Annotated in this window: 11 protein-coding genes; 2 read left to right on the top strand and 9 right to left on the bottom strand. The window is 40.3% G+C overall.

The window, feature by feature from the left end; translation table 11 throughout:
* Positions 1-146 precede the first annotated feature (146 nt).
* Together BAU15_RS02355 and BAU15_RS02350 are read left to right on the top strand one after the other, a co-directional pair.
* The gene (locus BAU15_RS02355; protein ID WP_161841133.1) at positions 147-746 is read left to right on the top strand and encodes a YesL family protein; all 600 of its coding nucleotides are present in this window, start codon (positions 147-149) and stop codon (positions 744-746) included.
* 15 nt (positions 747-761) lie between these two features.
* Positions 762-2,534, top strand: coding sequence for a sensor histidine kinase (locus BAU15_RS02350; protein ID WP_161841132.1), 1,773 nt, complete (start codon positions 762-764; stop codon positions 2,532-2,534).
* A gap of 1,071 nt (positions 2,535-3,605) precedes the next feature.
* Here the strand turns inward: BAU15_RS02350 and yicI are convergent.
* From yicI to BAU15_RS02305, 9 genes are all read right to left on the bottom strand, one after another.
* Positions 3,606-5,870 (bottom strand): alpha-xylosidase, encoded by a 2,265-nt coding sequence (gene yicI, locus BAU15_RS02345; RefSeq protein WP_161841131.1) that lies wholly within the window; start codon positions 5,868-5,870, stop codon positions 3,606-3,608.
* On the bottom strand, positions 5,867-6,763 hold the full coding sequence (locus tag BAU15_RS02340) for an ROK family protein (protein ID WP_161841130.1): 897 nt from the start codon (positions 6,761-6,763) through the stop codon (positions 5,867-5,869). Before BAU15_RS02340 ends, yicI begins: the two co-directional genes overlap by 4 nt.
* A 112-nt stretch (positions 6,764-6,875) precedes the next feature.
* The gene (locus BAU15_RS02335; protein WP_161841129.1) at positions 6,876-8,306 is read right to left on the bottom strand and encodes a response regulator; all 1,431 of its coding nucleotides are present in this window, start codon (positions 8,304-8,306) and stop codon (positions 6,876-6,878) included.
* Between the two features lie 162 nt (positions 8,307-8,468).
* Positions 8,469-9,956: a glycoside hydrolase family 1 protein gene (locus BAU15_RS02330; RefSeq protein ID WP_161841128.1), complete on the bottom strand. Its 1,488-nt coding sequence runs from the start codon at positions 9,954-9,956 to the stop codon at positions 8,469-8,471.
* A 327-nt stretch (positions 9,957-10,283) separates the two neighbouring features.
* Positions 10,284-11,153: an AraC family transcriptional regulator gene (locus BAU15_RS02325; protein ID WP_161841127.1), complete on the bottom strand. Its 870-nt coding sequence runs from the start codon at positions 11,151-11,153 to the stop codon at positions 10,284-10,286.
* Positions 11,153-11,608, bottom strand: coding sequence for a YaiI/YqxD family protein (locus BAU15_RS02320; protein WP_161841291.1), 456 nt, complete (start codon positions 11,606-11,608; stop codon positions 11,153-11,155). The genes BAU15_RS02325 and BAU15_RS02320 overlap by 1 nt, the downstream gene beginning before the upstream one ends.
* 156 nt (positions 11,609-11,764) lie before the next feature.
* The gene (locus BAU15_RS02315; RefSeq protein WP_161841126.1) at positions 11,765-12,208 is read right to left on the bottom strand and encodes a GNAT family N-acetyltransferase; all 444 of its coding nucleotides are present in this window, start codon (positions 12,206-12,208) and stop codon (positions 11,765-11,767) included.
* A gap of 85 nt (positions 12,209-12,293) precedes the next feature.
* Positions 12,294-14,054 carry a TcaA 3rd/4th domain-containing protein gene (locus BAU15_RS02310; RefSeq protein WP_161841125.1) on the bottom strand — a complete coding sequence of 587 codons (1,761 nt, stop codon included), beginning with the start codon at positions 14,052-14,054 and terminating at the stop codon, positions 12,294-12,296.
* 163 nt (positions 14,055-14,217) lie between these two features.
* Positions 14,218-15,231, bottom strand: coding sequence for a sugar kinase (locus BAU15_RS02305; protein ID WP_161841124.1), 1,014 nt, complete (start codon positions 15,229-15,231; stop codon positions 14,218-14,220).
* Positions 15,232-15,261 lie beyond the last annotated feature (30 nt).

Below are 15,261 nucleotides of genomic sequence, written 5' to 3'. Positions count from 1 at the left end.
ACATCTTTTTTAGTCATTTGCCTACATAATCAAATAAAACCTTGATAAATCGAGCTTCCTAAGCTCATGACCAATTTTGCAGCCGCTTTCACAACAAGCGAAACTCATGTAAAATAGAGACATCAAAACAATCGGAGGTTCTTTATATGAAATTCAACATGGATAGTTCATTCCATCAAAATGTGACTCTTTTTATTCAATTCGTTCTATTAAATGTCATTTTTATCCTCACCTGCTTACCCATCGTGACGATTGGGGCTGCTACCACAGCACTACTGGCTGTGACGACTAAATATGCAGAACATCAAGATGCTTACCTAATTAAAGATTATTTCAGCTACTTTAAAGAAAATTGGCGCCGTGCCACAGCTGTCTATTTTAGTCTAGGTATGCCGATTCTCTTTTTATTCTTTAGTAGTATTTTCTGGTTTGCCTTTAAAACCATTTTGACTAGTATCGTTGGTTTGGCTGCCCTCTTTATCGCCGGCTATTTCTTATTGGCCCTACTGATTAGCTTCTCTTTAGTTGGTCGTTTCGATAATGGGTTAAAACAAACATTGAAGAATGCTTTATTGCTTCCTTTTGACAATCCTGTTAAAGTGATAGGCGTACTCTTATTGCCACTGACCATTTTTTGCTTACTTGTCTTAATGCCGGGCATGAAGATCTTGTTATTTGTTTTTGGCTTTTCATTTGCCGCGTACTGCTGCTCATTTTTATTTCTTTCTATCTATAAACAATACTAGATTAGGGTGAATGCCATGAATTTCCGATTATTTCTTAATAAAATCAATCGTTACCCGATTCGTCAGCAATTATTTATTATCTTTGTTCCCCTAGTTCTCTTGTCAACCTTGGCCATTGGACTCATTTTGACAACAGACTCAACACAGCAGCTCACTGAAAACTACAAAGGTCTGGCAGCAGCCAATGCTCGCCGTGTAAAATCGATAGTCTTTGATACAACAAATTCCTTTAAAAGAATTGCTGGTTATATGTCAACTGATTATGAATTGCGGAACATCCTTTCAGCAGTTTACACTACTGAAGATGAAGCGCTACTAGCAGAAAATCAATATACTTATCTGAATCGTCTACACAAACAAGAAACTTCAATCTATAACCTCACAATTTATTCAACAAATAAAACCTTAACAGAATACAAAAGCTTTTCCTATGCAACTCCTGCAATTCAGTCCACTACTTGGTTTAAACAAGCGACTAGTCAACCTAATGAGTTCTGGACCATCGAGATAGAAGATGCCATTCCTAAATTAACCTTGTATATGCCACTACCATTACCTTTATCTGAATACAAATCCGTGCTGAAAATGGAAGTGGATTACAATTATTTGAAAAATCGTATAACCAATTCTAGCTATTACACAGAAATTCAGCTTAATAATCAAAAACTACTTTATAGTGATACCATTCAACAAGCTGGTGAAGAGGTAAGTTTTCCAATAGAGAACCATTTAGACGAGCAAGAAACTTTTCAGTCCAACAATAAAACTAAAGATGCCTTAGTAGCCATCAACACTTTAGATTTAGCCAATGATCAAGACCATGTCGTCATCTATTCCGTTGATTACAGTGCCTACAAAAATCTCAGATCAAACGTTATTCGTTGGATCAGTATCTTGATTGTTGTCCTACTGATGACCTCACTCGTTATGATTATCTTTGCCAATTTCTTTTCCAGTCGGATTAAAAATTTACAAACCGCCGTCTACCACGCATCAATCGAAGATTATGACTTCTTCAAACAAATCGATGGCGCCGATGAGATTTCTAAAATTTCTCTAGATTTCCATACGATTACCCAGCGAATTAAACAAAAGGAAGAACAAATATTCCAAGGACAACTCTCAGAAAAAGAACTCTTGAATCAACAGCAACAAATGGAATTCCGACTGTTAGCTGGCCAAATTAATCCGCATTTTCTATTTAATACGTTAGAAACCATTCGGATGACCGCTCTTAAAAATGGCAATCCAGAAGTCGCGCAATCTGTTAAGCTTTTATCAAAATCGATGCGCTTTACTTTGGATTATCAAGGCAAGAAAATCACCACGCTAGCCGAAGAAATCGAAACCGTCAAGGTCTATACGGACATTCAAAAAATGCGTTTCGGCGATCGAGTCAACTTCGAAATGACCATTGCCGACACAATTGATCCCGAACAAATCGAACTCTTACCTTTACTTATTCAACCCCTCGTGGAAAATGCCATCGCTCACGGCTTAGAAGGCATCGAGGAAAACGGACTAGTGACACTCACTATCGATAAACAAGGACAAAAACTAATTATTGAAGTCGAAGATAACGGTATCGGGATCTCCCCCGCGCATCTAGATTTAATTCGCGAACAAATCGCCCAAAATGATTTGGACGTCACCAAGCATATCGGCTTACGCAACGTCAGCAACCGGATTAAAATGTTCTACGGCGACGATTATGGCCTCAGCATTCGCAGCCAAGAAATGCACGGCACCAAAGTCCAAATTATTATCAATAGCTTGACCACGTACTAACCAATCGAATTCATTAAAAGAAGCCTCGGCAATATGCCGGGGCTTCTACTATTCAATCGATAATATTTTTGCCGATTAAATCTCAATCCGTTATTTAAAAAAGAATAAAGGTGGAAAAGCATCAGAGAATATTGATTTTTTTAATACTATCCCTCATTCGCACAACTTTTAAGATAAATCTCGCAGTAAAAAGATGATTTTGAAGAAGAAACCTACTAGACAAGGGATTCTTATAATTTGATGCTCTATAAAAAGCTTAAAAACAGTGCGAATAGACACTAGTGAGGGAAAGCACTGAAATCTCTATTCTATAGATAAAAAATTTGAATCAAAGCTGTATATACATTCGATTGCAGATGATTTTTATAGTAAGAGCCCATAGAATTGAGGTTTTCTACCTTCTGTCACTCTTATGATTTTTAATTCTATAGTTTAACACCTAATAAATAGCTAGTTTTTTACCACTAGTCTTCATTCGCACAACTTTTACCCTGAAAACGGAGGACAAATAGATGATTCTAAAGGTAAAACCTTTTGGACAAGGGATTCTTGCAATTTGATACTTTACTAAAATTCTCAAAAAAGAGTGCGAATAGGCACTAGTGGAAAAAAACTCAGAAACACTTAGCTCGCAACACTATATTAAAAAATATTGAAAAAGGATTTGTTATTTTTCCAACCCCACTTGCCAAGTTTTCAAGAAGTAGAATGGTAAACGCAGTGCGATATCTGTGAAATGGAACATTTCGCTTCCGTACCTTAGCACTAGTGAAATGATATGCGCAGCTTGATGGACAGAAATTGAAAATCACCTGCCTTACAATAAGCTAGCTAAGCTAACAATGAGATTAACCTTCTTTGTTATGCTGCTTGCGACTAGACTGCGAATAGCTTGATGGAAGGAATCCCGGATGCGGCACAGTATTTTGGAGCAGTAAAAAGTACTAGAGAGCCAATTCAAAAGAGTTCCCAAATACTCTCAAGACTTATGCTTTCTTAAAAAAAGAACCGCCCCGACAGCTAGAGATCATCTCTAACTATTCGTGGGCGGTTCGTTTATTATTAACTCAATTAAATACTTGTCACGCCTTCTTTTGCGGCTACTTCTTTGGTTTCTTCGCCATGCAGAACGACGGTTGCTTCTTTAATCCCTTCCAACGTCACTTTGACTTTTCCGTCAACGTGTTTAGCTGAGACTGCGCCAACTTTTTCGCCGTGTTCATTGTAAACAAGTGCTGATGCTGTTGCATCTGTGTCTAGCTCATAGACATGGATTGTTGGTGCTTCTGTATAGTCATAGACTGCTTGATTATCGGTGTTCCCTTCGATAATAATCGCGTTTGGTCTAGCTAATAATGATAAGTGGAAATAATCGACGGTTTCTTGGTACCATTGTCCGCCTGCGTAACGTTTACCGGTTAAGTGATCTGTCCAGATACCTTTCGTGTTTGGCACGTAGAATTTCACTTGTCCAGCATCATTGAAGACTGGTGCGACTAATAAATCATCGCCAAACATATATTGTTGGTCTAATTGGTGCGTTGCGATATCATCTGTGAATTCTAAGACCATCGCACGCATCATTGGCAAGCCAACTTCTGATGTTTTTACTGATTGTGCTTGTAAATAAGGCATTAAGCGTAATTTTAATTTGGTAAAGTAGCGCGCCACATCGACTGCTTCTTCGCCATAAATCCATGGCACTTTGTATTCCCAGCTGCCGTGGTAACGACTGTGAGAAGACAACAAACCAAATTGCGTCCAACGTTTATACAAGTCAGGTGTTGCGCCCGCTTCAAAGCCAGAAATATCATGACTCCAATAACCGAAACCACCTAAACCAAAGGACAAGCCAGCGCGTAATGTTTCTGCCATTGATGGATAATCTGACGTGCTATCGCCGCCCCAATGAACAGGTAAAGTTTGTGAGCCGACAGACGCCGAGCGAGCAAATAGAATCGCTTCTTCTTTGCCTTTTTCTTCGACTATTAAATCATAGACAATTTTGTTATATAAGTAGGCATAATAGTTATGCATTTTCTCAGGATCAGAACCATCTGCATAGACTGCATCCACTGGAATTCGTTCACCAAAGTCCGTCTTAAAGCAGTCAACGCCCATCGCGATTAACTCTCGCAATTTGCCTTGGTACCAAGCCGTCGCTTCAGGATTAGTAAAGTCGACAATCGCCATTCCGGCTTGCCATTTATCCCATTGCCACACATCGCCGTTCGCTCGTTTTAAGAAATAACCTTTCGCCATGCCTTCATCAAACAACGGTGATTTCTGACCGATGTAGGGATTAATCCAGACACAAATCTTCAAGCCTTTCTCTTTCAAACGACGCAACATATTGATTGGATCTGGGAAGGTCCGCTCATCCCAAGTAAAGTTACACCACTCATATTCACGCATCCATAGACAGTCAAAATGGAAGACTTCCAACGGAATATCACGATCCAACATACCATCGACAAAAGAGTTAACGGTCGCTTCGTCGTAATCTGTTAAGAACGACGTACTCAACCATAAACCAAATGACCAAGCAGGTGGTAACGATGGTTTCCCTGTTAAATCAGTATAATTTTTCAAGACGTCTTTCATCGTGTCACCGGCAATAATGAAGTACTCCATCGATTGACCGGGTACACTAAATTGAACTTTAGACACTTTTTCACTACCAACTTCAAAGCTAACTTTATCCGGTGAATTCACGAACACGCCATAGCCTTTGTTGCTGACATAAAATGGAATATTTTTGTAGGCCTGTTCCGTACCCGTGCCACCATCGGCATTCCAAATATCGACGGTTTGACCATTCTTCACGAAATTCGTAAAACGTTCGCCTAAGCCATAGATTGCTTCGCCGACATCCATACTTAGCTGTTCACTAATATGCGCGTGCCCTTTTGGATCATGAACTAAGGCTTTACTCCGGGGCATACTTTGGGTAATTAATTGACCTTTGTAATAAAAGCGCGTGTTTAGTTGTTCGCCTTTGGTAATTTCTACACGCAAATCACCTGACTCAAACTGATAGACTTCGCCTTCTGTTTGAATAACCGGCTGGATTTCTTGCGTTTCAACATGGAAATCGGGTGTCTTCGGTTGAACCCCTTTGTAATTATATAATTTCACACCAATCACATCGGCATGCGGCGTTGAGACTTCCATCGTCATCAAACCACCATCTAACGTGAAGCCTTTATGGCCAACGTAGCTATATGGCATGTAAAATATTAAGGTATTATCCTGTTTTCTTGTGTCATAAACATGAACGGCATAATTGACGTCAAATCCTTCTTTGACAAGCCAGCCTCCATCAGTGAATTTCATTTTATTTCCTCCTCAACCTTCTGTTTGATTAAATAATAGGCCCCAATCAGACCTGAGTCATTGAAGAAATGACAGGCCTCAACGGGCACTTCAAAATCTGGCCAATGACGATTTTTCTGTAATTCTTCATTAATAAGTGCAATAATTTCTTGGCTTTGACTGATGCCGCCACCAATCAAAACCTTTTCAGGATTCAGCATAACGACGGTATTAAAGACCGTAATCGCGACAAATTGCGCCCATTCTTGGACCATTTGTTTGACTCGCTCATCACTAAGCTCTGAGACAATTGTCTCACCTAAAACTTCTTGCGCGGAGTCAATTCCTTTTAATTCTCGGTACTTGGTAACAAGCGCTGATGTTGAAGCAAGCTCATGCAAAGTTTTATGCTCAGAGTGATGATAATCAGTCACCATCATGCCTAACTCTCCTGTGCGATAGCTATGCCCGTGCAAAATCTGGTTATCGACAACAATTGCACCACCAATCCCAGTACCTAACGTAATAAGTGCAAAATCGGAGACCTGTGTCGCATTGCCGCCAAAGTTTTCTGCTAAAGCCGCACAATTGGCATCATTTTCGATGACCATCGGATAAGTTTTAGCCAATCGTTCATTCAATAAATCATAAATATTTTCGCCATGTAGCTCGGTCAAAGCACCGGCTAAAATTGCCTCACCCGTCTCAGTATTTACAAATCCGGGGAAACTGAGGCCAATGCCTTGTAGTTGGTTTTGTGTGTCCGCTATATTTATTTGATCCACAAGAGAATCAATAAATGCCTCCTTCGAGGAGAGCAGCGTTTTAAATTTGCCTTTTTCTAATTCCTGGCCGTTGCGGTCGAATCGTCCATACTTTACAAATGTTCCGCCCACGTCAAAACATAAAAACATCTAAATCCCACCTTCAAAAAGTAAACGTTATCATACTACCCATATTATAGCCAATAGCCCGGCAATTTTTATACAGAGCAGATTAGTGTTTCATACCTACAAAAGTAGTGATTTACTCACCTGTAGCGTCCTGCTCAACTTTATCCTGACTGCGATATTCATTCGGCGAGATTTTATAATATTGACGGAATTTCTTATAAAAATAATCGACATTTTTATAGCCCACTTGTTCTGAAATCTCGTAAACCATTAGATTCGATGTCGTCAGCAGACTCGCAGCTTTTTCCATCCGAATCCCCTCAAGATAATTCACAAAACTCTTACCCGTCTCACGCCGGAATTTTTTACCTAGATAGGCACTATTGTAGTTAAATTTCTCAGCGATCGTTTTTAGCGATAAATTCTCGATATAATTACCATTCACATAGTGCAAAATTTCAGAGATGATATCAATATTATTCAATGACTCAGCCACAATCGCCGACAATCTGGTCAGCTGACTAGTAAAGCGCTTCAACAATTCTTCGAAAGTCGTTGCTTCAAAAATTTCTGTGCTAAAAGTCACGGTAAACTCTTGAATATCCACTGTTGCTTGGGCTTTTACTTGGCGAATAATCATATGATAATCCTGATTAATTTGCCATTTCAAATCTTCCTCAAACGGTAACTTCGTATAAAAATAAGTCGCATAATCGGCAAATGCTTCCTTCAAATGCTCCGCTGTCACCACTGATTTCGTCAACTGCTGCAAAACTTCTTGATGGGAATACTCCGTTGGTTTCTCCCGCGAAAAACGCCCCGGTGAAATGTACTGATTGGGAAACAGAAACGTTAAACGTGACAGGTAATTAATTTCTGAATAGAGCACGCCAAGATTTTGATTGGCCTCAATCCAGCCTGTCGCGATCACTTCTTGACCCGATTTCATCAATTTTTTAATAATTGTCTGAGGGGCCTCAGGCTGGGTACAAAGCAGCACCTGATAGGTATAACCATAATGGCTCAACGAAATAATCTCCACCTGCATTTTTTTAATTTTCGTCAGAACTTTCTCTTCCAACGGCTGCCTTGTTCGCAAACAATTAACCCACTGATAGCCAGTCAATGGTATTGCATCATTACCAAATAATTTGTTAACCAACTGATGCTGCAAACTCACCGTATGTACGGATTCTTCTTGCTGATTCAGCCGTTCTAAGCTATCAATTAACTCTTCCTCATCAATTGGTTTCAGCAAATAGGAAAAAAAGTCCAGCTGAATCGCTTTTTTAGCATACTCAAACTCAGAATAACCCGATAAAGCAATCGCCTGTACAGAATGACCCAACTTCTTCGCTTCTTTGATCATATCCAGCCCATTTAACTGAGGCATTTTAATATCTGTAATTACCAAATCCGGCGATTTCTCACCAATCAACTGCAATCCCTCTTTACCATTTTTAGCTGTCCCAATAATCTCATACCCATAACTCGCCCAATCAATCAAATACGTTAAGCCCTCACGAATTGCCTGCTCATCGTCTACCACTAAAACCTTTTTCATCATATCCCCCTCATTTCTGCTCCAAAAGAAAAAAAGCGAGACGGAACCATTCGTCTATCTCAGCTTCTTTTCTAGATAATTCGAAAACTTTCAGATGCAGCTGCATTGATTGTCTATAGTTTATCATGTATTTAATTTGTTATGTTTTGATACGCTGTTTGACTAGGATTCCTTTAGATTTTCGCCGTTTTCCTTGATGACTTGTTGATACCAATAAAAGCTATCTTTTGGAATTCTTTCCAGCGTCTTTTCGTCATGCTCATCGCGATCCACATAGACAAAGCCATAACGTTTCTTGTAACCATTTAGCCAGCTCAATAAATCAGTAAAGGACCACGCACAATAACCAATGACATCAACGCCATCCGCAATTGCTTTTTTCATCTCAATCAGATGCTCTTCCAAGTAGGCAATTCGATACTCATCATGCACTTTTTTGTCGTCCGTTAACTCATCCAAGGCGCCTAAACCATTCTCCGTCACAAAAATCGGCAAGTCATAACGCGATTGAATTCTACGCAGGGCTACACGGAAACCAACTGGATCAATCTCCCAACCCCATTTTGTTTTCTCTAGATAAGGATTTTCAATCCCATTAAACATCGGAACTTCCGGTGCCATAGCTTGCTCTTCTTTCGGCTGCATCAAATAAGGATCCGTCTTCGAGAAGTTCTTCTCAGTACCTTCTTGCTCTGATTGAACAGCTTCCGGTTTCTCAATTCGATTTTGCCGTACCGTGCCGCCATGATAATAATTAATTCCTAGAAAGTCTGGCTTAGCTGCTTGTAGAATCCGACTATCTTCTGCGGTAACCTCAGGCGCAATCCCCAAACGTTCTAACTGCTTCATGATAAATTTAGGGTATTTGCCACGACAATAAACATCCAGCGTCCAATCATTATTAAACGCTTCGCCATTTTCAGCTGCTAAGACATCAGACGGATCTGCTGTCAACGGATAAATCGGACCATAACCATAGCTCGGACCAATCAAACCTCCTGGAACTAACTTATGAAATAACGAAATCGCCTCAGCATTTGCCAGATTAACAATATGATTGGCTGCATACATCCGTTTCAAATCCGTAACTGCTGGCGGATGCGCCGCCCAACGGTAGCCTAAAGAAGTGAAAACATTCTGCTCATTCATTGTCACCCAGTATTTAACTTTCCCTTTTAGACGAAGAAATAACGCTTCACAATATTTTTTAAAGGCTGGAATCACTGCACGAGATTCCCAACCGCCGTATTTCTCTTGGAGCGCTTGAGGCATATCCCAATGATATAAAGTCAAGACTGGCTCCACGCCATTTGCCAATAATTCATCGACAAGATCTTCGTAAAATGCCAAGCCTTTTTCATTAATTTCGCCTTCGCCATCTGGAATCACACGACTCCACGCGACACTAAATCGATACGCTTTTAAGCCCATCTCTTTCATATAAGCAACATCTTCTTTGTAACGATGATAATGGTCAACCGCTACATCCCCATTGGTTCCTTCAAATGTTTTTCCTTCAATTCGAGAAAATTCATCCCAAATAGAAGGCCCTTTGCCATCCGCATCCCAAGCCCCTTCAATCTGATATGCCGCTGATGCCGCACCCCATAAAAAGTTCTCAGGAAATGATTCGATTTCTTTGTAATACATATGAATAATCCTTTCAGTATCCATTAATTTTCTGTGCAAAACCAATCCACAAATCCTTAATAGACTTCGTAAGTTAGTTAGTATGATAAACTTACTTTTCAATAAAAATATAGCCTACCTAACTAAAAAAGTCAACGCTTCCAAATGAGTTTTCACAAAGTTCACTAGAAAAAGAGGAATTAAATTCTGCCATTTTCTCTAATAACACTCGCGAAAATCCTGAGCGTAAAAAAATAGAACCGCTAGATCAAAAATACCTAACAGTTCTATTCATTTCCTTAATCTAAGACACGATTTTTGTCAGCCAATTCATAATCGAGCAACCAGTTACAAGGTCTCATTCAACTGTTTCTGATATTGTAAAGGCGCGACCCCCACCGATTCCTTGAAGACATGATGAAACGTTTTGACGCTGGTAAAACCAGATTTTTCAGCAACCTCAGCCATCGGTATTTTTTCATTAGCCAAGATAAATTTGGCCTGCGTGATCCGGTACTCATTTAGGAAACCCATGAACGTTTTCCCTGTATTCGTTTTAAAGAAACGCGTAAAATAATACGGACTAAAGCCGACAAAATGAGCCACTTCTTCTAAGGTAATTGGCTCTAAGAAGTGCTCTTCCACATAATCAAATACCTTATTCAAACGCTCCAAGGTTTCCTTATAGCGAATCGTCGAACGATGGGCTAGTCGGTATTCCTGATGCGTTTGCGGCAAGGCTTGATAGAAGGTCCCAATCAAATGATACAGCTCTGAGAGCAACAGATAATTCGTGCCATCCGCCGATTCATTATTATAGCGATAAAGATTCAGCAAAATTTCGCGCACCTTACTCTCGGCCTCTTTCGACCAGTTACGACTGTGTCGCTCTCTCGTTTCAAACAACGAAAGTAGGGACTGCTCACCCACGCGCAACGTTTTCTCATCAAACATATTCAGATCAAACTGATAGACATAACGCTCACTCTCCGGCGAAGCGAGAAAATAATGCGGCTCGCCACTGGAAAAGAAGTAAATTTCTCCTTCATCCACCTGAATAATTGTGTCACCTACACCAATCCGCACACTGCCCACGATTGAATAAATAATCTCAATCTCCTTGTGCCAGTGCGGATAGACAATTCCCATCCCATCATTAAGAAAAGAACGGTACAATAACTCACTCTCAAATACCGGAATCTCTAAGTAAGTACTCATTATTCTTCACCTACTTGCTTACGAATGATGGCTTCTAAACTCTCTTCAAAACGTTCGCGGTCCTCTGACGTAAAAGCTTTTGGCCCTTTCGTTCGCTGCCCCGCTTTTCTCAATTTCGCACTAAAATAACGCTGTTCAAGCATCGTTTCAATATTATCTGATGTATATTCTTTGCCTAATTGATGAATCACACGCACGCCTTTACTCAAAACCAAAGAAGCTAAGCCGTAATCCTGCGTCACGAGAACGTCCCCCGGCTTCGTTAAGCCCACGATCCGATAATCCGCGCTATCCGCTCCCTTGTCAACATACACAAATGTCACAAAATCCGGATATTCCTTCGTTGTATAATGATCCACGCTGGTCACAATCACCACTGGCAATTGATACTTTCGCGCCAACTCAATCGTTTCTTCCTTCACCGGAGAACCATCTCCGTCAATAAATAATTTCACTTGTACACCTCGATTCACTCGCTTCACTCGCTGAAAATACGTGTCTAGTTTATCACTAATCCTTGCAGAAACCAATCCGCCTAACTGAACATTATTCTATCAAACTGGGAATCACTTTCTCAAAAAATAACCATTCTTCTATCAAAATCTTTGTTACTATTGGTCTTCCCCAATCAATTTCTTAGAGAAGAAATACTCCGTCACGTTCGCTTTTTCATGTCGCAATTGACCAAACTCTTGATAGCCCATTTTTCGATAAAAGCCTGGTGCCTGGAAATCATAGGTATCTAAATGACAATTTTCACAGCCAAAGTCAGCTAATTCCTGTTCAACCTCTGTCAGTAATTTGCGGCCGATTCCCTTGTATCGATACGCATCATCCACCCAAAGTGTATCGATATAGCCAATTTGATACATCGATGAGTAGGCAATCACGCCCCCAATCACTTTCTCGTTCTGGTCCTTAGCCACTTTGGCAAATCGAACAAACTCCTCTTTCTGCGTTAATGCCTTATGCGCTAAATTATATTCAGTCAGCTTTTCCTCTATAAAATCCAATGATTCCTCATTGCCATCCACTACCAATAAATCTTCTGCCATTCGTTCGTCGTCCTCTATAATTAATCGTCATTAGTAAAACGGACCATCAAGAGCACAATCACTCTGTCGGTCCGACTCTTGTCATTTACTCAATTGTTTTTCCGCCATCGCCCAAATCAATGAATTCGAAATTAATGCTCTCGTCATCTTCAACTGCCGATACCTTCACACCTGAATACTTCTGACTCGAAAGCTCTTCATCTGTATTAGGATCATAATAGATCGCCTCAAAATCCACTTGGTATTGATTGTTTTCTAGCGGTTTAAAATTAGTAACCTCGACTTCGACATACGGACTATCCACAAATTTTTGATCTTTATTTTTCGCTCTCGCAGAGGTAATGTACCCATCCACTGCACTAAACGCTGGATTTTTAACGCCGTCTTTAAAATACTCGCCCAATGCTCCCTTATCATATTCATTTGACGACAGGCTGGCATCTTCAATCTCATAATAAAAATCATTGATAATGTATTCAATGTCAAATCTATCCACCACATCGAAATCCAAATACAGCGGATAATTATCCTCGCTATCCTCTTCGAATTCCCATTCCTCTACTGCATACTTCTCTGTCTCAATTGTTTTCCCAGCTACTTCACCCGTCAGCTGAATCGTCAATCCTTCATGCCAAACCAGCGGTCCAATCTTGCCGGTGCCGTCTTTAATCTGCCCTTGCTCTTTGCCATCCACCAAGATTTTGGCATCCGGAATATTCGTTTCAATCGGAATCGACATCATAGCAAACGTCAAATCCACCTCGGTATCAGAAATGTTAAATAACTGAACTGTCTCTTCTCGGCTCTCGTTAGCGACTGTCAACTCATTAGCCGTCGCACTAAATTTATAGATTCCCGGCACAAAGGGGCCGATTTCCTTTTTGAATTTGGCTTTTTTGGTTGTCGTATACTTCTTATCATTGACAGAAATAATCGTGCCTTTTTGATTCGTCGTCACTTCTGGATAGACCGGATAAACTTCTACCTTGTATTCATTAAATAACAAGAACTTCTTGCCAACCTGTTTTATCTCTAAGTTATACGTACGATTATTCTGTTTTAATTCCCGTTTCATTTCGGCCAACGCTTTTTTACTCTCTGTAAAATATTTCAGTAACGGCTGTACATTCTCCTCCGTTAATTTCAGATGATCATCCTCAGTCGTCATCAACTGAACCATTTTTTTCGTATCCTTTTCATTGATTGCCGCAATAAAATCAGTCGCTTTATTTTCAGCTGTATAGACACTATTCCCGTACTGATAACCGACAAATAAAATAACTAACACTGCAGCAACTATTGCCCCAATCATCCACTGCTTCTTAGATAAATTGATTCGTTTCGGTGTCTGTTCATTTGTTAAGTTTTCAGACTCATTTGACTCAACTGATTTAGTCACTTCATTCGATTCAACTGATTCATTCGCTTCAGTTACTTCTGCTGATTCACTTAATTCACTCGGAATAATTGCCTCATTCGCTGCACTCGATTCAGTCGATTCTTCTGATTGACTGGCTACTTCGGGTTCTGGCGTTTCATTCTCTACATTTCGTGCCCAGTCAGCTATTATCTTATCTACATTATCAAGCTCCTGATCCACCGATTGGTCAGCTACTTCACTGCGCGCTTCATCATGAATGTCATCTGTCTGTTGACTCACTTCTTGCTCGCCCTTCACCGGTTTTATTTCATCAACTACAGGTTCGCTCTGTTGTTTTTCTTGCGTACCTCCGCTCAATTTTTCCAATTCCAAAGAAGCCCCACAATTCGGACAAAATTTCCCTTTTAATTTATTCTCTTGACCACATTCACTACAATAGTTCATGTCTCGCACCCCATCACTCATCCGCCAACGACTCTTGGCTCATTCATTTCTTTAACAATACCGTATTTTCCCACCATCTGCATCATTTTTCTGTTATTTTCTCTACAAATTAGGCGATAAAAATTAGGCCGTAAAAAAAGAGGATAGCCTTCATGGACCATCCTCATCCTAGCATTCGCGTCACTCAACGGATTAAATCAATTGTCGGATCATTCATAATTTGTTGAATTTGTTCTCTAGTCGTCAAAGGTACATCCCCTTGAATCGTGTGAGAAACAGCCGCATTAACCGTCGCAAATTCGACAGTTTCACTTAGCGGCCACGCCTCGCAATAACCTAGTAACAATCCTGCTGCATAAGCATCGCCAGTCCCAATTCGATCTAGAATCGTAATCGTTTTAGGCATCGATTCAACCACCTGATTCTGCGTGTAAAGGATTCCTGTCAGCTCCTTCACCGCACCGACTTGCTTTCTTTTTGTGCCAGCAAACCATTCCAACTCAAACATCCGCATAAAACGCTGAATTAATTCTTTCTCTTGTTCTTCCTTGGGCAACGCTTCTTTGACTGTTAATCCCAGCAAATCAGTCAAATCACGCAGACTGCCAAACACTAAATCGCAACAAGGTAAAATCTGTTGATATTGTTCCTTCATTAATTGAAGCTTATTCTCTTCTGTATTCAAGCTCGGACGAAAGTTAAAATCAAAACAAACTTTCACGCCTTGTTGATGAGCCTGTTTAGCCAAAGCCTGTGCTGCTCGACGAGTCTCATCCGTCAAACTCAAAGAAATACCACAGATGTGAACCATATCAACTGTTTCTAGTAGCTGACTAAAATCGTAACCTGTTTCATCCGACTGACCAAAAGAACTACTATGGCGATTTTGATACGTCACCTGCGTTGGACGCATCCCATATCCCATTTCAGCAAAATACGTCCCCATATGTTGATGATTTTGTTGAATAAACGTATCATGAATCCCTAGTTGACGGAGATTCGCTTTAGCCGCATCGCCAATCCGATTGTCAGGCAGTGTCGTCACTAAATAACTATCGAGCCCAAAATGAGCCAAGTTGCCCATAATATTGACACCCGTTCCCGTGTAATCCAGTCTCAAAGAATGCGTTTGTTCTAATAATAGAAATTCTGGTGGCGTTAAACGAAGCATCACTTCACCGAAAGCTGCAATCTTCATATCGATTCCTCTTCACTTCACTAATTTATT

The organism is Candidatus Enterococcus huntleyi (assembly GCF_009933175.1).
GTDB classification, from domain to species: Bacteria; Bacillota; Bacilli; order Lactobacillales; family Enterococcaceae; genus Enterococcus_K; species Enterococcus_K huntleyi.
The sequence above is the reverse complement of the archived record's forward strand: the minus strand, read 5'-3'. Positions and strand labels throughout refer to the sequence as shown.